This is a genomic window from Corynebacterium sp. HMSC061H03, assembly GCF_001838215.1.
Taxonomy (GTDB): Bacteria; Actinomycetota; Actinomycetes; order Mycobacteriales; family Mycobacteriaceae; genus Corynebacterium; species Corynebacterium jeikeium_D.
This window is the reverse complement of the sequence record NZ_KV836075.1, coordinates 98,449-118,429: the sequence shown is the minus strand read 5'-3', so window position 1 is coordinate 118,429 and position 19,981 is coordinate 98,449. Positions and strand designations below refer to the sequence as shown.

Genomic DNA, 19,981 nt, shown 5'->3' with positions numbered 1-19,981 from the left:
TTAATTAAATGAATCTTTTCGAGCAAGCTTTGTAGCGAAGGGGAGCGTCCACCCACTATGACTGGGGCAAGCAGTGTCGACCAGGGTGTCCGAGTGGAAAATACCGTGATTGTCGAAATGTGGCTGGCTGCCGCAGAGCAGGACCTGGCCACCCGGATTCCGGGTCTGCTGGAATCCGCCACACAGGCCAAAGTTGAGCCACTGTTTGTCTGGTCAGGGCTGGCGATGGACGAGGTTGAGCGTATCGACCGCTTCCTGGGAACGCTCCTGGCCCATCATCTGGTGGGTGGTACTGCTGCCGATATTGAAGCTGCGAAGAGTGTCGTTGACAATCACCCGCTGGTCACCCTTGCCTCGCTGGTAGGACGCGCCGCGCGTGTTGCGTCGGCAAGCGAAATGTGGCTGGACTGGCCAGCCGCTCTGCAGCTGGATCCAGACGCTGACACTACCGGCGCGCTCATCGAGCACCTCGCCGCCGCAGTGCCGACAATGCTGGCCAATGCTGGTTTGCCTAACGACGTCGACAGCAGCCAGGCCGACGCGGATCCGCTGCAGCGGGCAGCGCAGGTGCTTCTTCTGCACGCGGGTGTGCAGCTATCAGTGATGCCACTGATTATCGAGCGCTGTGAGGATCTTGCGGGCGTATCGGAGCTATCCGACCCTTCATCAAATGACTTGGTACAGGCGCTGTCGAAGGTTCATCCGCTGCTCGAGGAGCTGCTGACCGAAATCGCAGAGGCGGAAGATGGTGTCTACCCGCTGGCGCTGCGTCAGTTGGCCAGGACGGCACCTCGTCAGGCGCACAAGTTGTTTAAGGCAACCCTCGGCTATGCCATTGCCACCGCCGCTGATCCGGCCAACTGGGAGGCTCGGGAAGAACTCGGCCAGCTCGATGCGGGGCTGCCGCCTATTCTGGTGGCCGCTGCGCGTGAAGAGCTGCGTATGCGTCCGGCGGGTACTGCGAATCGTCGTGAAGCCGTGGGCGTGGTGGCAACGACCGGCCGCCCGCAGCTGTACTTCGATGAGCTGACGCAGACCGTTGGCGTACAGCTACCGACGCCGCTGGATCCGGCGGGACGGACCTGGCGTGTCACCTTCGGCGGCACGGTAGCAACGACGCCGGTGGTGGGCCTGCAGGATTCGCTGCCGCGTCCAGTGGTGACCATCGATGAGCCGGTGCGCGATGTGCTGGTGGAAATCGGCGATGAGAAGCACTGGCGAGTCCCTGCGATTAGCACTGAGGACCCGATTCTCATTTTCGGTGCCGACGGTCAGTCGGTCACAGACAAGGTCTCGCTACACTCGACGTCCGCTACGGTGGTCTACCCGGTTGATGCCACGCTCGTTGACCCCGTCACGGGTGCTGAGGTGCCATTGCTATCGGACCCGCGCCCATTTAACTGGGAGTTGTGGCAAGTCGCTGAGATCGATCTTCGCGATGTTCATGCAGTTCAGGTTCGTCGGTCTGGGGCGGCAGGCGAGGTTCGCTCGGCATCACCGCAGCGTCAACCGCGAATGACCATGCCCCACGCGCGTCTCGACGGCACGGTGTCTGCCTACGGCACCCCGGTTTACGCCGGTGGTCCGGTCGCTGTGTTCCCGCCGACGCTGTCCGGTAAGGACGAGTCCTGGCGCGCCATCGTCACCGATTTTGGTGGCTATGGTGCGTTTACCACGGATTCCGTCATGGTCTATGACCTCGAGGTGCCCGCCGCGGGTGGCGAGGTTGAGATCCTTACCGATGACGATTATCCGTGGGTCGGCGAGTTCGTGGTTCGCCTGGTCAATCCGCGTGGCCGCAGCTTCCAGAAGCACTTCGCCATTGCGGAGCAGGCGGACCTCACGATCACTTACAGCGGTGGTGGTGACGGCTTCCGCATCCCAACCATCGACGGTCTGAGCCCCGCTGACATCCGCGTTGTCTCCGGCGACAAGCCGCTTGACGCCGAGCCCGCTATCGTGCGCCTCGGGGCGGACGAAGTCACAGGTACCGTCGAGCTTTCCACCGAGGAGGGCGCATGGCTGCAGTTGCAGGTCACGCCAGGAACGCTGCAGTTTGAGGTTCCGCTTGCCGACGAATCCGTCGCCCGCCGCACCACTACATTGGTCACCCGCCCGAAGCGTGTCGATGCCTTCGGCAAGATTGTCGTCAATGCCCCGGGCGAGCTGCGCCATGCGCATATTGCAGTTTCCAGCGGTGAGCGCGACATCTGTCGCGTCCCCATCAAGCGTTTCGGCGATACTGGCTACGCGGAGTTCGGCAAGTTTGCCGACCGTATCTCCCTGCTGAAGGCCCTGCGCATCAGTTTGGACTGGACACGTGTGACGGGACGGAAGCGCCTGTCTGTACCACTGGTGGAGGCTTCCTCCCGCGATGCCATCCGCCAGATTGCCTTCAACGATGAAGCCACTGACATCATCGAGGTTGATGTCGCTGACGACGTTTCGCACTTGCCGATGACCCTGTGGCTCTGGGCCGCCGGTCAGCCGTGGCGCGAACCCGTCGCCCTGGAAGTCGTAGAGGGCGAATGCGAGCTTCCCGCCGAACTCCGCGGCCTCGGCCCATTCGTCGCGCAGGTGACTCTCGGTGTGGAAAAGGAACGCCACCCGCAGTGGCCGGCGGCCGGGTCGACCATTCTGAATCATGTCGATGATGCAGAGGCTATCGACCTCGATGGCGAGGACACCGATTCCGTTGCTCGCGCGCAGGAACTGTGGGGCGAGCTAAATCAGGATCAGCTCGCACGTTTGTGGACGCTACTGGCGACCTTGCGGGCTGGTCGTGCAACCGACATGGCGCAGGCGAATCCGCTGCTGGCCGCACCTAGGTTGGGTGCGATCTTGTGTGCCGAACCACGCGCCGGTCTGGCAGCGTTGAACCGTTCAGTCATCGCGCTCGACGATCAGCCGGGTATGTTTATCGCCTCCGGACTCGTGCTGGGAGACTTCAGCGCTACTAAGCCAGTGCCGGGGCGTCGCCGTGTGCCGTGGCTCGGTGCATTGGCAGCATTGGCGGATCTCACTGATGAGAGCGTGGACCGTTCTCGTCAGCTGGACTACCTGCGCACAACTGGTGGCCAGGGACTGCTGGACATTGCTGCCAGCGGCCAGGACACCACCCTGGAGTCCGCTACTATCGACCAGAGCTCGGTGCAGATTACCTCGCTGCCGGAAGCACAGGCCAGCGCTATTCTGTCGCAGGTCTTTGATCCTTACCGCATGGTCCCGGGCCCGCTGACCGACGATGACGCTCGCTTCACCGCAATCTACGAAGTGGTACGCAATCGTGCTGAGATTGTGGAATCCGGTGTCATGACCCAGCTTGCCGCCGCCTCTCGAGTGTTGTTTAAGACGGTATCGAAGGCGTCTCCACGACTGCGCAAGGCGGTCAATGTGCGCTTCCACAAGCTCGACGGCATCGATGCGGATAATCCTTCGCTGCACTGGACTCTGGTGCCGGGAACGTCACTGCTTATTGCAGTGGCTGCCCGCGTATTGGCTCGTACTCAGGCTGAGAACTCTGATGCCAGTGTCGCCGCTGTCCGTGAGCTGATTCCGATGTGGGCTCAGCTGGCGGACCTGGTTCCGACGTTGGTGATGAGCGATATTCTCATCGCAGACGCGTTGGTGGCTCACGTCCTCCACGGTGATGTCACCGAGTTGCCGTGGCCAGCACCCGAGTCGGGTGCGGCGGATGAGGAAGAGTCCGACACCGAGGCTGAAAATCCGGCTGACTAGCTGAGCGAGACGACAGCGTAGCCCCACGCTGGAAGCGAGATTTCGGGACCAGCAGCTTCGTCATTGACGATGCTGGCTGCTGCGTCCTCAAAAGTGTGTAGCAGGTGGGCGGAACCGAACTCGGAATCCAGGCTGACGCTGGTTTCGGCGTCGGAGAAATTCGCCACCAAAGCGACAGTTTCAAAGGCATCCGAGTTTCGGGCACCCATTTCGCGCTCATCCTGGCTGCGCACAACGACGAGGCAACGATTGTCCTCGTCATACTCAGTCACCACAGATGCCGACCACGGAGTGCGAAGCGACGGGTGGGACTTCCGCAGCGCGAAGAGATCGCGGTAGGCCGCCAGAATAGTGGCGTGCGAGCCCTCCGAGACCTCCTGCCAATTGAGCTTCGAGCGGTTAAAGGTCTCTGGATCCGATGGGTCGGATACCTCCTTCGGATCCCACCCGGCACGGGCAAACTCACGTAGGCGTCCCTCGCGCGTGAGCCGCTGCAGCTCCGGATCTTCATGGGAACAGAAGAAAGCAAACGGGGTAGAGGCGCCCCATTCCTCACCTTGGAAGAGCATCGGGGTGAAAGGACTGCAGGCGATAACTGCTGCCTTTAAAACCTGCTGCGCCGGAGTGAGGTTCATCGACGGACGGTCACCGACAGCGCGGTTTCCCGTTTGATCATGTGTGGTCGTGTACGTTACGAAAGCATGCATGGGCTGTACAGACAGGTCGAAGAGACGACCATGAGTGCGACCACGGAACGTCGACATTGTGCCCGTATGCCAGAAGCCAGTTTCCAAAGCACTAGCTAGCGCTTCCACCGACCCAAAGTCTGAGTAGTAGGCGTGGTCCTCGCCAGAGACCAGCGTGTGCAGTGCATGGTGGACGTCATCATCCCACTGAGCGTTGAGGCCAAAGCCACCAGCGGCGCGCGGGCGGACCAAACGCGGATCATTCTGGTCGGACTCTGCAATCAAAGAACGCGGAATACCAGTCTCGGCTGCGACAGTGTCTGCGACAACCTGCATCTGCTCCAGAATGTGGAATGCCCCCTCGTCATGCAGGGCATGGACTGCGTCCAGACGAAGACCGTCGACGTGGTAATCCACCAGCCATTGGCGCACTGCATCCAAAATATACGCACGCACCTCATCAGAGTTGTCGCCAGTGAGATTGACAACCTCACCCCAACCCGTCGAACCACCAGCGGTGTAGGGGCCGAAAAATCCCACATAGTTGCCGTCTGGACCAAAGTGGTTAAAGACCACATCCAAGATGACAGCCAAACCCTTTCGGTGGCACGTATCAATCAGCTTCTGTAGACCCCGCGGGCCACCGTAGCCCTCGTGCACGCTGTGCCAGGACACACCGTCATAGCCCCAATTACGGTCACCACCGAAAGGCTGCACTGGCATCAGCTCAATATGTGTTACCCCCAGCTCAATCAGATGGTCTAGATGTTCCACCAAACCTTCGAAATCACCAGAATCGCTGAAGGTGCCCACATGCAGCTCATAAATCAGACCTCCTGGCAGAATCCGGCCCGACCAGGCCGAGTCCTTCCACTTATAGGCACCCAGGTCAACGACCTCGGAGAAACCATGCGGACCATCCGGCTGCGACTGGGAACGCGGATCTGGCAGCGGTATTGTCCAGTCACCGACAGCAGGGGAGGAGCCGTCCCCCGATTCGTCGTCAGGCGCGCCGAATCCCGCATGTGCCCGCAGCGAAAATGCGTAGCGATCCCCCGGTGTACGAGCCACATCAGCTTCAAACCAACCAGAGTTGGCGCCGTAGCCATCGGTGGCGTCAGCGATTGGATGCATATCAAAAATCGCTGGCGCGTCAGGATTGCCCAACAGCAGACGGACTTCGGAAGCGTACGGGGCCCAGACTCGGTAGTTGCTCATGGGCACCATGGTAGGTCAGTCAGCGGATTGGCACAGGGGAACCGTTTTCGAACACCGCGTATTTGAGGTGAGTCCAAGGTGAAGTCGAGATAGTAGCGAGCGACGGTGATTGGGTGTGCACGAAGCCCATACGCAACAATGGACACTATGACCACCGAGCCATCCACTTCGACCGAAGCGACGCAGAAGCAGCGCGACATCGAGCTGATTGTCCCCGCCGGCGGTGACATCGTCACGAATGAAATCGAGATTAAGAAATCTCGCTTCATCACGTGGATCGCGCGTGCTGACGACGAAGACAGCGCCCGAGAGGTCATCAATTTGGCCAAGGCGGAGTACCCGGATGCTCGCCACCACTGCAGCGCATACATTCATGAGGTCGTCGGAGGGAATCGGGTGGAGCGATCCTCAGATGACGGTGAACCTGGCGGCACGGCAGGGCGCCCAATGGTCGATGTGCTCCAGGGCTCTGGAATGACGAATGTCACCGCCGTAGTGATCCGCTATTTTGGCGGCATCAAATTAGGCACGGGTGGGCTTGTGAGGGCCTATTCGGATTCGGTCTCAGAGTGTCTAGAAAAAGTCACGCGCATGCGGCGCGTGCAAAGAGCCTTGAGAGTAGTGAGTGTCTCCGCCGCAGATGCCGGTCGCATCGAAGCGGAATTGCGTGCTCGTGGTTATGAGATCGTGGAAACGCGGTGGGGCCAGAACGTGGAGTTTTCCATCGCGGTGACTGCCGATGGGATTGCCCAGCTTGACGGCGAAATGCAGGCGCTGACTAAGGGAGCTAGCGAGCCGTCTACGGACGGTGGCGAAATCTGGTGGGAGCTGCGCGCTTAACAGCCACTAACCCTGGTTCGGGGATTCCTCGCCGTTGTGTGCGCCGCGATGGCGCTTGAGAATTTCCACCAGCTCGTCCTTATTTTCCGCAATCTTTTCTGGCCGACCGAAGACGCAGACTGCCGCGACAGTAGCACCGTCTTCCTCCACTGCGATAGAGACACCGTCAACGCCACCGCCTTCGGCAATACCCGGGGCAGCACAGACGCCGGTCTCTGCGATTTCCCCGGCCTGGCGGAGGAAATCATCCACATAGACCTGGTCTTCCGGCCGCGCGGAGTTCAGGTAGGACCACAGTTCGCGCTTTTCAAACCGACTCATCAAAACCCAACCTGCAGAGGTGCGCAACAGCGAGCGCGGCAGGAAGTTCTCCGTCAGGTACTGGTAGCGCATGGATTCACCGACGGTTTTGAGGTAGAAAAGCTTGCCACCAACCGGCAGTGCCAGCACGGTAATCAAGCCAGTTTCGTTGTGAATCGCCTCGAGCTCAGCCGTCGGAACGTTGACCATGCGACGACCGGCCATGACATTGAGCAGAAACGGCGCCATGCCGAGCGTGTAACGCTTGTTGGACTCGTCAAGGTAACCTGTCACAGTCAGACCGTTGACAAGGCCCTGCGTGGTACTGAGCGGATAGTTCAGCGTGTGGGCGATGTCAGTGAGGGTTAGACCTTCGTTAGAGCGCGCAACGAGTTCGAGGATCGCCGCAACGCGGTCGACCATGCGGTGGCGGGGGCGGACAGTTTCTGTCATAGGACTAACACTAGCAATCAACCTACGCCATTGTGTTAATTACCTACCCAAATAGGAATATCTAGCAGGTTTGCTATAGCTGTAGAAATTTTTCCCGAATTGTACGCCCTATCGACCTATGCGATGCGTCAGGGCGACCAGAACGCTCTAATATGTACTCCATGAGCTATCTTCAGCCCCAACCTCAGAACCCCATTGAGCTCCGCAAGAACGCGGTGCGAAAGTACTCCCGCAATGCCGTTGTATGGGCAGGCAGTGGTGTCGTCGGCGGTGCAGTGCTCGGACTTCTAGCCGGAAGCATGTCTCTATTCCTCATCCTGGCAGTAGTCGGCCTGGTCGGTGGTTTTCTCAATTGGCAAAAGGTTCAGCGGATTGTGAACTACAAGGATCCGCAGTAAATGCCTGCTCAGCAGCAATTGTCTACCGAGCCAGTGCGTATTGATGCCTGGATTTGGGCGGTCAGGTTGCTGAAAACTCGCTCATTGGCCGCAGATGCGTGCCGTGGCGGCCACGTCAAAGTCAACGGCGAAGCCGTGAAACCCTCAGTTCTGGTCGTTCCAGGGGATAGAGTGCGACTGTGGGCAAACCACCGCGAACACATTGTTGAGGTCACCAAGACGGTGAAGAAGCGGGTCGGAGCTCCGGTGGCCAGGCAGTGCTATATCGACCACTCTCCGCCGCCGCCCCCGAGGGAGATTCTCGCATCGATGCCGACGCGCGACCGCGGTGCCGGGCGGCCTACGAAGCGCGATCGCCGTCAGCTCGATCGTCTTCGGGGACGTCGCTCATAGGCATCCCGGCCTCCGCTAGTTGCTGCAACCGTGCGCGCAAACGGGCTGGTCGACGCTTCGGGTTATGGCTGGTATCTGCAGTGGCCTTGATGTGCTTTTCACCGCGAGCCGCTAGTAGTAGGTCATCGATAACACGCACATGGCCTGGGTTAAAGCGGTACTTCATGGCCTTGCTTACCGCGCTGAGGCGCTGCGGATTAAGTAGCTCTCGCAGCTGCCCGACAGTGCGAATGCCATTGCGCTCCAGCAGTTCTTCTGCCCAGCCGTAATGTTCTGATTTCGATCGGGGCGCATCTGGAAGCAGCATCGTCAGCACGCCGGGTAGGGTTTCCTCAGTCACCACAATGTCATCGGCTGTGGTCTTTGCCGGAGCTGAGGGCTGTTTGCCCTCTCCCTGCGCGGAATCGTCCGGCGTGGATTCCTCCAGCACGGCAACGACTTGGTCGAACTGCTGATCCGCGAGCTCAATAAGGCCAGCGGCCAGCGCAAAAGCTCGATCAATCCGCGGGTCTGTCGCTCCCTCAGGGGCCTTATAGCGAATATCGTGCTCAAATTCCGCCCACGCATGCTGCAGCACAGTGCGCAGTTGCACCTCAAACTGCATATCCGCATATGGAGCTAGCTCTGACGGCGCCGCCGTCGACACCTTGCAGATCAAGTGCTGGGAGCCGTATCCCAACCGGCCGCTGATTCGTGTCTCCGCGGTTTTGTCAATCCTACGCAGCACAGTCAGCGAATCTCCCAGCGCATCCATAATCGCGGGAATCTCCGTCGAATGGTACGTGGTTACACGCACACCGATGATGTCGTGGATACCGTGCCACGGGTCAGGGTAGACGTAGCTGCCATCCGCTTCACGACGCAGGGCCTTCTGCCGCAATGAGCGGAAGGACTTCACCCGCGCCGTGACATTGTCAAAGGCCAAACCGGCATCGGAGAGAATTTCTTTAATCGCATCGACAAAGTCCTGCGCGGCAGTGGGGTGCCGAGTTGCCCACGAGTCGTACTTCGACTGCAGCGCACGTGTAACCTCTCGATCCTCCGCCAACTGAGCCTTGCGGGTCTGCTCGCGGGAACCGTCGGCAAGCGAATCCTTCATTCGATTAATCGTCATCGTCCTCGCGTACCAGCAGTGCTACTGGGAAGGAGCTGAACAGAGAAGCCACGGCGATGGTGCCGGACCAAGTATGGCCAGTGAAACGGTCGGTCCAGAATCCCTTGGGAAGTGTCACTGTAGTGTCGCCCCAACCGCCTTCGCGCTGCAGTCCCAGCGGACGGCGCGTCACCAGCGCGATAACATCTTCCGGCTCGCCCTTCGGTCCACGTGCCGCGCCGACCAGATGACGCTCGCCGACACCGACGGCGAATACTGGCTGGTAGGCACCGCCGACGAAGGACTCCGGGCGTTCCGCACGCAGCTTCACTCCGTGGTGAGTCACCATCAGCTTTGCGACGTCCGCATCGGCATCCGTAAAGTCCTCCGGCAGCTCAGCTGGGTGCTCTGGACTCTTGGTCACCGACGTGACCTCATCGCGGGCAACCTTATCCAGCGCCGCGACTCGCGCATCGTAGTCGACGAAGCGGCGGTTGTCGGGATCAACCAGGGAGTCCTCTGTGAACTCCGTCCCCTGGTAAGTGTCGGGGATACCGGGGCCGACAAGCTGGAGGAGCTTGCGCGACAGAGACGTGGTCAGGGCAGCTGGCGCAATGGAGCGGACGAACTCCGTGATGGAGTCGGTCAGGGGGCCGTCGAGAAGCGCGTCGATCCAGCTGCGGATGCCGAGTTCGAACTCCTCGACCGGCTCCGTCCAGGAGGTGTGAACATCTGCCTCACGGATGGCCTTAATGGCGTAGTTGTGGAGGCGTTCGCGCAGTTCATCGGTAATTACGCCGTCGGTCGGCCAGACTCCGATGATGTTCTGCAACAGGAAGTAGCCGGTGGCATCGTCCGGGGCGGGGGTGATGGCCATCCAGTTGCGGACATTTTCAGCCCAGTCGCCGGAGACATCGGAGAGCTGGAGAATGCGGGCTCGGACATCTTCGCCGCGCTTGGTGTCGTGCGTGGACAGCGTGGTCATGGTTCGTGGCCAGAGGCGAGCACGTTCCGACTGCAACAGGTGGAACTCCGCCGCAGACATGCCGTAGCGACCGAGATCACCGCCGACTTCGTTTAGGCTGATCAGGCGGCAGGCACGGTAGAAGGTCGTGTCTTCGACACCCTTTGCCATGACCGCACCACAAACCTGAGCGAACCGCGTGGCGGCCTCACTACCGGCTACCAAACCTGCCGAAATGAGGTCGAGGGCAAAGACACGAGAGGGGAAACGCGCTGCCATTTCACCAATGACCGTGGAAGCCACTCGTGACAGGGAGACATAGTCCGAACGATAGACAGGCATGGCAGCGACCAGCTTGCAGATGGTGTCGATAAGTACCTCATCGCTGACGCTGGTACCGCTGATAGACCAGTTATCGCGGCGCAGGGCACGTGCTAGACGACGAACCTCCGCAGCCAACTCGTGAGCAGCGACATCGTGCTTGAGAGCCTGCGCAGTTGCCTGCACGGCAGTCTTGTCCCAGGTTGAACCGGACTGCTGCAGAGCCAACATGCTCATGGCGTCTCGGGAGTCGCGGTTGACGAAGACATTGTCGAACTCACGCAGGGCGTCGTAACCCGTGGTGCCGTCAACCTGGAGCCTCGGATCCAGTGGCTCTTCGGCACCCAGAATTTTCTCGATAACCAGCCACTTGTCATCGCCGAGTAGACGGCGCAGCTCGCTGAGGTATCCGAATGGGTTGCTGAGGCCATCTGGGTGGTCAATGCGGACACCGTCAATGATGTCCGCAGCTAGCAGCTCGCGGATGATGCGGTGTGTGTGCTCGAATACCACCGGGTTTTCCTGGCGGATGCCGGCCAGACCGTTGACGCTGAAGAATCGACGGTAGCCAATGACCCCGTCCTTCCAGTACATCAGGCGATAGGCCTGGCGATCATGTACTTCCTGCGGGGTGCCGTCCTCGGTGCCCGGGCGCACCGGGAATGTGTTGTCGTAGTAGCGCAGAAGTGGCTCGTCGCCAGAGGTGTCGAGCTCCAGCTTGTCGATATCCTCCGGGGAGCCCAGAATCGGCAACCCCATCTTGCCGTTGGCACCGTTGTCCTCGTGCCAGTCGATGTCGAAGTATGGCTCGAACTGAGAATCCTTGCCATAGGTCAGAACGTCCCACCACCAGGCATTGAGCTTGGGCTCCTCAACACCGAGGTGGTTCGGTACCAGGTCGATAATGATGCCCAGACCGGCCTTGTGCGCCACCTGCGCGAGCTTCTGCAGCTCTTCCATGCCGCCGAGCTCCGGGTTCACTGTCGTCGGATCGATGACATCGTAGCCATGGTTCGACTCCGGTACGGCGGTGAGGATAGGCGACAGATACAGGTGTGAAATCCCGAGGTCTGCCAAGTAGCCGACCTGTTCAGCCGCGTCAGCGAACGTGAAAGCGCGCCCGTTTGGGTCGGCCTTGGGGCCACGGAGTTGGAGACGGTAGGTGGACGTAATTGGTCGGCGACTCATGTTCCCCTTTATACCGCCCACCAGGAAAAGCTGCTGCCTGACCGCTGTGGAAGCAGCTAGCCCCAGAGTCTGCGCCCGCCGTCCGAATGCGAATTTCTTCTCGTGAACGTGGCCTAGAAGGGTGGCATTCCGTCATCGCCCGGCAGGGAAGTAGAACCGAACAACGGAACCGACTCACTGGAGTTGTTTCCGGCGCTGGCGCTAGGTGTCCCTTCCGCAGTGTCTCCCGCTTCGGACGCGCCATCCTCTTCCGGATTCAGCCCGAGTGCGGTGAAGAGCTCCTTCTCAGTCCAAATCTGGATTTCCTGGCCTTCGGCCTGCAGCTGTCGAGCCCTCTTCTCCTTCGACGTCACCGAATCCCACGGACCGGCGACCAAAATTGTCGTCTTCTTCGTGACACCCTTATTGATATTCGCACCTGCAAAGGCAATCTTGTCCCACAGAAAGCCCTTGTCATACGGTGCAAAATCACCGGTCAGTGTCACCCGCTGCTGGTACAGCAGGCCGCTTGGATCCGCGTCCGGATTCGGGTCTGGAATGGTGTCCGGTGTCTTTGCCGCATCCCATTTCGCATTGCGACGCGGCCGACGTGACGGCGCGGAACTGCCGGACTGCGCACCAGCACCAGCACCAGTGCCCGCGTTGGTCCCGGCACCAGTGCTGGCGACACCAGCCGGGTCATAGCGCACCATCCGCACTCGTCCACTGCCAATCTGGCCCAAGCTCAGCGAGACCTTCTGGCTCAAATCAGCCACCGATGTTGCGCGCTGCTGCTCCATCAACCACAGCGCTACCTCAGCACATGCGACCGCATCTGCCGTCGCATCATGATGATTCTCCAGCGACGCTCCCGCGGCCTCCGCCAACGTCGGCAGCTTCAAGTTGGGCAGCCCCAACTGCATCTGCCGAGCCCACATATAAGTACACGCAAAACTCAACTTCGGTGCTGGAATGCCTTCCGCCCGGCACGCCCGCGACAGGGCTGTGAAATCAAACCGCGCATTGTGAGCAACTACGTCCAAATCCCCAACGACGTCAACAAACTTCGCCAGCTGCTCCGGAAATGACGGCTCACCGGCCACATCCGCCGCCGTGATGCCATGAATCGCGACATTGGCTTCATCAAAATACTCCAGCCCCTTTGGCGGACGGCACATCCAGGAATAACGATCCGTCACCTTCCCGCCACGCACGACCGCAACACCAAGCTGAATAATCGAGCCGGTGTCTTCGTTCGCTGTCTCTACATCGAACGCCGCAAACGGTGCGATGTCTGACACCGCAACCTCATCCCCAGTAGGAAGCGGTGCAAAAGGCACAGAGTGCTTTACGACGTCGCCCGCGCCCTCAACCACACTCACGCCTTCGGTGACCGCCGCGCGCTGTGCCACCCACGGCATCAACGTGGAAGTAAAAGCATCTGCTGAGTTGTAGAACTCAGGATTCTTGGCTATCTCCGCCACGAGGTCTGCCAGCAACTGCGCTGCTGCCTGACGATGAGGCATCACACGGGCCTTTGGCAAAGCTACCCCGAGGTCTACCGTGCCGGGGAAAAAGCGGTTGGCCGGAGTGTAGACACCGTTTTTACTTGCCGATGCGACCTCGGCAACGTCGGCAAGCGGGAGGGGCTTCGCGGGGGCGGTGCTAGCCGTGTTGATGGTGTGGGTAAGGCGGAGCCCATCTGCGGTAATAGTCACCGTGTCGCCGGTGAGCTCGAAGACGACGGCGGGCTCGGAGGATGGCGTGGTCGTAGTCATGCACTAGATGGTAGCGCCGATGGCGGATTGAGCCTCATAGAGGCTGCGGTACCTGCGGCTGTCGCCGAGTACATGTGGCTTCCGACAATGTGGAAATGCCCACAAAAATAGGAATATTTATGGAGCGTTCGGACAGTGGGGGGTGTCTGCACCCCTGAAAACCACATGTTTTGGGGGGTTAAATGTCCGGATGCATTTTGAGCGGGCGCTCCTTATACTTTTCGACGAACGGCGGTAACTGGTCGTTCGAGCTTTCGAGCTCAAGCGAAGGGCAAAGCGGAAACAACGTATGCCAGTGAAGCGATGAAATAAGGAGTAAACATTTTGAGCACGCATCCTGTGCACCCTGGTTCTATCTTGAACGATAATTTCCTCGAGCCGCGACACCTCTCTATCTACCGACTGGCTCTTGCCATCGGCGTGCCAAGCTCAACTCTGGAGCGCTTTCGCACCGGCCGCACTGCGGTCACTACTGACCTCGCAAATCGACTGTCCGACTACTTTGACACCGAGCCGGAGTACTGGTTGAACTCTCAGGCGGAGTTCAATATGCGCGCATCTGCGTAAGAAGACTTCACGCCAGCTCGGCTCCCGCGGTGCTGTGTTGACCCAAACCCTGTTTTGAGTTGAACTCAGAGCCGAAAATCCCCTGTCAGTGGAAGAAAAGTCTTCCGCCGACAGGGGATTTTTGTGTAGGAACAAACCCAGGCCCAGGCCCCTACACCCAACGCGGACGCGGCTAGTGCCGCTCGATCAGCACGATGGTAGAACGGGCTGGCACGCGGAGCTCGCCTTCTGGCTCAACGATGCGCTCGCGGGTCGGGCGACCCGTGATCTCTGTGGTGTCGATGATGACTTCCCAGCTGTGTGCGTATTCGGTGCCCGGAATTTGGAACATGATGTCCTCGTGGTGGGCGTTGAAGCACAACAGGAAGGAGTCATCCTCAATCCTGTGACCTCGGCGGTCAGGCTCGGTGATGGCATCGCCGTTGAGCCAGACCATCAACGACTTGCCGAAGTCGAAGTTCCAGTCATCGGTAGTCATGACACGGCCCTCATAGGTCAGCCAGGCAATGTCACGATCGTCGGTTTCCGCACCGAGCGGGCCACCGCGCAGGAAGCGGCGGCGTCGGAAGACTGGGTGTTCCGCACGCAGCTCAGTCAGGAACTGGGTGTATTCGACCAGTTCAGAGTTGGTGCGAGTCTGATTCCAGTCGACCCAGGCCAAACGGTTGTCCTGGCAGTAGACGTTGTTGTTGCCCTTCTGGCCACGTCCCATTTCGTCACCGTGGCTAATCATTGGAGTGCCCTGGGACAGTAGGAGAGTGGTCAGGAAGTTACGACGCTGGCGAGCGCGCAGCGAAATGATGCGCTCGTCGTCGGTCGGGCCTTCCACACCGCAGTTCCAAGAACGGTTGTGGGACTCGCCATCGCGGTTGTCCTCGCCGTTGGCCATATTGTGCTTCTCGTTGTAACTGACCAAGTCATTGAGGGTGAAACCGTCATGCGCGGTCACGAAGTTAATCGACGCAGTTGGGCGGCGGTCATTGTTTGCATACAGGTCCGAGGAACCGGTGATACGTGAAGCGAACTCGCCGAGCGTGGATGGCTCACCGCGCCAGAAGTCGCGGATGGTGTCGCGGTACTTACCGTTCCATTCAGTCCACTGCGGTGGGAAGTTACCGACCTGGTAGCCACCTTCGCCGACATCCCACGGTTCTGCGATGAGCTTGACCTGGCTGACAATCGGATCCTGCTGTACCAAGTCAAAGAAGGCGGAGAGTCGATCGACATCGTGGAATTCTCGAGCCAGGGTGGAGGCCAAATCGAAGCGGAAGCCGTCGACATGCATCTCGGAGACCCAGTAGCGCAGCGAATCCATAATCAGCTGCAGCGAGTGTGGGTGGCGCACATTCAGGGAGTTACCGGTGCCGGTGTAGTCCATGTAGTGCTGGCGGTCACCCTCGACCAAACGGTAGTAGGCCTCGTTGTCGATACCTCGGAAGCAGATGGTTGGGCCCATGTGGTTGCCCTCGGCGGTGTGGTTGTAGACCACGTCGAGGATGACCTCAATGCCGGCATCGTGAAATGCGCGCACCATGCCCTTGAACTCGCTGACTGCTCCGCCTGGCTTTTGGGAAGCCGAGTAGTCCTGGTGTGGTGCTAGGAAACCGAAGGTGTTGTAGCCCCAGTAGTTGCGCAGCCCCTTTTCGCGCAGGTGGTCGTCCTGGAGGAACTGGTGGACCGGCATCAGTTCGATAGCCGTGACACCAAGGTCCTTGAGGTAGTCAATAATTGCCGGATGCGCGAGACCGGCATAGGTACCACGTAGCTCCTCCGGGATATCCGGGTGAGTCATGGTCATACCCTTGACGTGGGCTTCGTAAATCACGGTTTCGTTGTACGGCGTGCGAGGTGCGCGGTCAGCGCCCCAGTCGAAGAATGGGTTGATGACCACGGAGGTCATGGTGTGTCCCAGGCTGTCCTCGGTGTTGCGCTTCGAGTGGTCATGAATGTCATAGTTGAACAGTGATGGGTGACCGTCGAATTCGCCGTCGAAAGCCTTGGCGTATGGGTCGACCAGCAGCTTGTTGGGGTCGCAACGCTTACCGTTGGCCGGATCGAATGGGCCGTGTACGCGGTAGGCGTAGCGCTGGCCCGGCATGATAGACGGGATGTAGCAGTGCCAGATATGCGCATCGACTTCTTCCAACTCAATGCGTGTTTCTTCGCCTTCGGCGCTAATCAGACAAAGCTCAACCTTTTCCGCAACGTCGGAAAAGAGTGCAAAGTTGGTGCCAGCGCCGTCGTAGGTAGATCCGAGCGGGTAAGGCTCACCCGGCCATACTTGATAATCGCCGACTGTATTTGCTTGGTTCATGTGACTACCTTAACCGTTTTGTAAAAAACATGAGCCTTTTTCGGTCCCGTGTGGGCGCGCCATCCGTCCCATCTGTCGAGCGCACTTCGCAAAAACGACCCCCAAGGAAAAATTCGAGTCGAACGATTAAGAGCATAAACTTCGCGTGAAAATAAGTATTTAACCCTGCAAGTGGGCAATTTGACACTCTAAACGCACCTTGGCGGGCGCCGAATCCCCAATATTCGCGGTCACCAACGCGCGAAGATCCCCAAAGGCCTTTACTTTTGGAGTTATGAGTCCACGAACCATTGGTGTAACGGAAGTAGCGTTCCGAGACGCTCATCAGAGCCTCATGGCAACGCGAATGGCTATGGAAGACATGGTCGATGTCTGTGAAGAAATGGACAAGGCCGGTTTTTGGAGTGTGGAGTGCTGGGGCGGCGCAACCTTTGACGCCTGCATCCGCTTCCTTAATGAAGACCCCTGGGAGCGCCTGCGGACATTCCGCAAGCTGATGCCGAACAGTCGCCTGCAGATGCTGTTGCGCGGTCAAAATCTCCTCGGTTACCGCCACTACGAGGACATGGTGGTTGACAAGTTCGTCGAGAAATCCGCTGAAAACGGTATGGACGTATTCCGTGTTTTCGACGCCCTCAACGACCCACGCAATCTCGAGCACGCCATGCGCGCGGTCAAGAACGTCGACAAGCATGCGCAGGGCACGATCTGCTACACGACGTCTCCGCTTCACGACGTCGACGGGTACGTGAAGCTCGCTGGTCGTCTACTGGATATGGGGGCGGACTCCATTGCGTTGAAGGACATGGCAGCGCTGCTGAAACCCCAGCCGGCTTACGACATCATCCGCGGCATCAAGGAAACCTACGGCGAGGACACCCAGATTAACGTCCACTGTCACTCGACCACCGGTGTCACGATGGTGACTTTGATGAAGGCCATCGAAGCTGGTGCGGATGTCGTGGACACGGCAATTTCGTCGATGTCGCTGGGCCCGGGGCACAACCCGACCGAGTCGCTGGTGGAAATGTTGGAGGGAACCGACTACACCACCGACCTGAACATGGATAACCTGATCACCATTCGTGACCACTTCCGCAAGGTGCGTCCGAAGTACGCAGAGTTCGAGTCGAAAACCCTGGTCAATACCGACATTTTCATGTCGCAGATTCCTGGTGGCATGTTGTCGAACATGGAAAACCAGCTCAAGGCCCAGGGCGCGGGTGACCGCGTCGAAGAGGTCATGCGTGAGGTACCGATTGTCCGAAAGGACGCCGGTTACCCGCCGCTGGTGACTCCGAGCTCGCAGATCGTCGGCACGCAAGCTGTGTTTAACGTGCTGATGGGACGCTACAAGGTTATGACGGCTGAGTTCGCTGACCTCATGCTCGGCTATTACGGGCAGTGCCCGGGTGAGCGCAACCCAGAGCTGATTAAGCAGGCAGCGGAACAGACCAAGAAGGAAGAAATCACGGTTCGCCCGGCTGATCTCCTCGAACCAGAGTGGGACGACCTGGTCAAGCAGGCCAAGGAGCTCGACGGTTACAACGGCACCGCCGAGGACGTCCTGACCAACGCACTGTTCCCATCCGTCGCGCCGGGATTCTTCACCACGCGCGGCGAAGGGCCGAAGAACGTCGGTAAGACTGCCGAACAGCTCAAGCGCGAGGCGGAGCAGGCCTCTGGTGCTGCCAATGCCATTCGCGAGCCAATTCGCTACAAGGTCACCGTTGGCGGTCGCTCACAGACCGTCCAGGTGGAACCCGCCTAGGAACATCGGGAGAAGAGATAGCAATGTCGCAAAGTTCAGCAAACCAGCCGAATCCGGCGGGTGCCGTCGCGCCGGGCGTCGATGCCTCGATGGCGGAGCGCCTGGATTATTTGGATGCTCAGCGTCGTCGTGTTGAGGCCGGTGGCGGTGAGGCCCGCCAGGCCAAGCAGCACGAACGTGGGAAGATGACTGCCCGCGAGCGTATCGACAACTTCGTCGACGAGGGCACTTTCCGTGAAACCGGCATGTTTATGACTCACCGCACCACCGACTTCGGCATGGATACTGCCGACGCGCCTGCCGACGGCGTGGTCACCGGCACTGCCGCGGTTCTCGGCCGGGCAGTGCACGTGGCCTCCCAGGACTTCACGGTCATGGGTGGCTCCGCTGGTGAAACGCAGTCCCGCAAGGTTGCGGCCACCATGCGCGCTGCTGCCGACAACGGCACTCCGTTCGTGTTTATCAACGACTCCGGTGGTGCTCGCATTCAAGAGGGGATTGACTCTCTGTCGGGCTACGGCCAGGTCTTCTACAACAATGTCTGGCTTTCCGGTCTGGTGCCGCAGATTTCCATCATTGCAGGCCCATGTGCTGGAGGCGCTGCCTACTCGCCAGCGCTGACCGACTTCATCATTCAGACTCGCAAGGCACAGATGTTCATCACCGGCCCGGGCGTTATTAAGTCTGTGACCGGCGAGGAAGTCACCTCCGAGCAGCTCGGTGGCGCTGATGCGCACATGGCCAAGGCCGGCAATATTGACTTCGTTGCCGACGATGACGAGCAGGCCATCCTGATTGCGCAGAAGCTATTAAGCTTCCTGCCACAGAACAACACGGAAGAGCCACCAATCGTGGATCCGGTATTCGACGCCGAGCCGGATCCAGAGCTCCGCGACATCGTCCTCGTCGATGGCAAGAAGGGCTACGATGTCCGCGAGGTCATCATCCGTATCGCCGACAATGGCGATTTCCTCGAGTGCCAGGCGGGTTTTGCCACCAACCTGGTTGTCGGCTTTGGTCGAGTTTTGGGCCGTACCGTGGGCTTTGTCGCCAACCAGCCGAACGTGATGTCCGGTGTGCTGGACATCAATTCCTCGGACAAGGGCGCAAAGTTCATCCGCTTCTGCAATGCCTTTAACATCCCGCTGGTCACCCTGGTTGACGTTCCTGGCTTTATGCCGGGCGTCACCCAGGAGCATGGCGGCATCATCCGCCACGGCGCAAAGATGCTTTACGCATACTCCGCAGCGTCTGTGCCCAAGGTGACCGTCGTCATGCGTAAGGCCTACGGCGGTGCGTACCTGGCGATGTGCTCGAAGGACCTCGGCGCGGACTACGTATTCGCATGGCCGACTGCGGAAATTGCGGTGATGGGCGCAGAGGGTGCGGTCAACGTGGTCTTCCGAAAGGAAATTGCCGCCGCGGGCGACGAGGAAGAGCAGGCGCGCGTGCGCGACGAGCGTATCGCCGAATACAAGACACGCTTCTCGACGCCGTATGTCGCCGCCTCGCGCGGACTGGTCGACGACGTGATTGACCCGGCGGAAACCCGCCTGCGTGTGGCTGACGCACTGTCGGTTCTGCGTAACAAGCGCGAGGTTCGCCCGGCCAAGAAGCACGGATTGGGGCCACAGTAATGTCTGACGGCATCGGTGAGATTAAGGAGCTGCGAGCGCTCGTCGCTGAACTGACCGACCGGTTGGATGCGACCTCGACAAGCTTGCAGAAGGCCACGGCACGCCTGAATCAGGCAGAAAGCGAGTTGGCTGAACTGCGCAAACGCGTGGACGCAGATATCCCCGAGGATACTGTCATCGCCATTTCGGCAGCAGTGTCTGCGTACCTGGGCAATCGCGGCAAGGTGAAGGCAATTCGATACAACCGCCATAAGACGTGGGCTGCGCAGGGACGCCAGATCCAGCAGCAGCGCAACCTGCGTTAGTTGGAAATTTTCGATACCCGACTTAATTGAGTCTGACT

Annotated in this window: 14 protein-coding genes; 8 read left to right on the top strand and 6 right to left on the bottom strand. The window is 59.5% G+C overall.

The window, feature by feature from the left end; translation table 11 throughout:
* Positions 1-57 precede the first annotated feature (57 nt).
* On the top strand, positions 58-3,738 hold the full coding sequence (locus HMPREF2787_RS07270) for a hypothetical protein (protein ID WP_070858902.1): 3,681 nt from the start codon (positions 58-60) through the stop codon (positions 3,736-3,738).
* Here HMPREF2787_RS07270 and treZ read toward each other — a convergent pair.
* Positions 3,735-5,651 carry a malto-oligosyltrehalose trehalohydrolase gene (treZ, locus tag HMPREF2787_RS07265; RefSeq protein WP_070858901.1) on the bottom strand — a complete coding sequence of 639 codons (1,917 nt, stop codon included), beginning with the start codon at positions 5,649-5,651 and terminating at the stop codon, positions 3,735-3,737. The two genes, HMPREF2787_RS07270 and treZ, sit on opposite strands and share 4 nt — an antisense overlap.
* 129 nt (positions 5,652-5,780) lie before the next feature.
* On the opposite strand from treZ, the gene HMPREF2787_RS07260 reads away from it, so the two are divergent.
* The gene (locus tag HMPREF2787_RS07260; protein ID WP_371441144.1) at positions 5,781-6,482 is read left to right on the top strand and encodes a YigZ family protein; all 702 of its coding nucleotides are present in this window, start codon (positions 5,781-5,783) and stop codon (positions 6,480-6,482) included.
* A gap of 6 nt (positions 6,483-6,488) precedes the next feature.
* On the opposite strand, the gene HMPREF2787_RS07255 is transcribed toward HMPREF2787_RS07260, so the two are convergent.
* Positions 6,489-7,235 carry a helix-turn-helix domain-containing protein gene (locus tag HMPREF2787_RS07255; protein WP_016422973.1) on the bottom strand — a complete coding sequence of 249 codons (747 nt, stop codon included), beginning with the start codon at positions 7,233-7,235 and terminating at the stop codon, positions 6,489-6,491.
* A gap of 152 nt (positions 7,236-7,387) precedes the next feature.
* Between HMPREF2787_RS07255 and HMPREF2787_RS07250 the strand changes: the two genes are divergently transcribed.
* Together HMPREF2787_RS07250 and HMPREF2787_RS10890 are read left to right on the top strand one after the other, a co-directional pair.
* On the top strand, positions 7,388-7,633 hold the full coding sequence (locus HMPREF2787_RS07250; protein WP_005510313.1) for a hypothetical protein: 246 nt from the start codon (positions 7,388-7,390) through the stop codon (positions 7,631-7,633).
* Positions 7,634-8,026, top strand: a complete 393-nt coding sequence (locus tag HMPREF2787_RS10890) for an RNA-binding S4 domain-containing protein (RefSeq protein WP_080969602.1) — start codon at positions 7,634-7,636, stop codon at positions 8,024-8,026.
* Here HMPREF2787_RS10890 and HMPREF2787_RS07245 read toward each other — a convergent pair.
* The 3 genes from HMPREF2787_RS07245 to HMPREF2787_RS07235 all read right to left on the bottom strand — a co-directional run bounded on the left by HMPREF2787_RS07245 (position 7,974) and on the right by HMPREF2787_RS07235 (position 13,349).
* Positions 7,974-9,140: a GTP pyrophosphokinase gene (locus HMPREF2787_RS07245; RefSeq protein ID WP_070858900.1), complete on the bottom strand. Its 1,167-nt coding sequence runs from the start codon at positions 9,138-9,140 to the stop codon at positions 7,974-7,976. The two genes, HMPREF2787_RS10890 and HMPREF2787_RS07245, sit on opposite strands and share 53 nt — an antisense overlap.
* Positions 9,130-11,592, bottom strand: coding sequence for a malto-oligosyltrehalose synthase (gene treY, locus HMPREF2787_RS07240; RefSeq protein WP_070858899.1), 2,463 nt, complete (start codon positions 11,590-11,592; stop codon positions 9,130-9,132). The genes HMPREF2787_RS07245 and treY overlap by 11 nt, the downstream gene beginning before the upstream one ends.
* A 113-nt stretch (positions 11,593-11,705) precedes the next feature.
* Complete coding sequence (locus tag HMPREF2787_RS07235; protein ID WP_070858898.1) at positions 11,706-13,349, bottom strand: exonuclease domain-containing protein; 1,644 nt, start codon at positions 13,347-13,349, stop codon at positions 11,706-11,708.
* Positions 13,350-13,673: 324 nt separating this feature from the next.
* Here HMPREF2787_RS07235 and HMPREF2787_RS07230 point away from each other — a divergent pair, with 324 nt between their 5' ends.
* Positions 13,674-13,916, top strand: a complete 243-nt coding sequence (locus HMPREF2787_RS07230; protein ID WP_005510305.1) for a HigA family addiction module antitoxin — start codon at positions 13,674-13,676, stop codon at positions 13,914-13,916.
* Positions 13,917-14,088: 172 nt separating this feature from the next.
* Here the strand turns inward: HMPREF2787_RS07230 and glgX are convergent, their stop codons facing one another.
* Positions 14,089-16,230 (bottom strand): glycogen debranching protein GlgX, encoded by a 2,142-nt coding sequence (gene glgX, locus HMPREF2787_RS07225; RefSeq protein ID WP_049193987.1) that lies wholly within the window; start codon positions 16,228-16,230, stop codon positions 14,089-14,091.
* Between the two features lie 274 nt (positions 16,231-16,504).
* On the opposite strand from glgX, the gene HMPREF2787_RS07220 reads away from it, so the two are divergent.
* The 3 genes from HMPREF2787_RS07220 to HMPREF2787_RS07210 are packed head-to-tail and all read left to right on the top strand — an operon-like array spanning position 16,505 to position 19,943.
* Positions 16,505-18,001, top strand: coding sequence for a methylmalonyl-CoA carboxytransferase subunit 5S (locus HMPREF2787_RS07220; protein WP_049170291.1), 1,497 nt, complete (start codon positions 16,505-16,507; stop codon positions 17,999-18,001).
* Positions 18,002-18,024: 23 nt separating this feature from the next.
* Complete coding sequence (locus HMPREF2787_RS07215) at positions 18,025-19,638, top strand: acyl-CoA carboxylase subunit beta (protein WP_070858897.1); 1,614 nt, start codon at positions 18,025-18,027, stop codon at positions 19,636-19,638.
* Positions 19,638-19,943: a hypothetical protein gene (locus HMPREF2787_RS07210; protein ID WP_016422965.1), complete on the top strand. Its 306-nt coding sequence runs from the start codon at positions 19,638-19,640 to the stop codon at positions 19,941-19,943. Before HMPREF2787_RS07215 ends, HMPREF2787_RS07210 begins: the two co-directional genes overlap by 1 nt.
* The last annotated feature ends 38 nt before the right edge of the window (positions 19,944-19,981 follow it).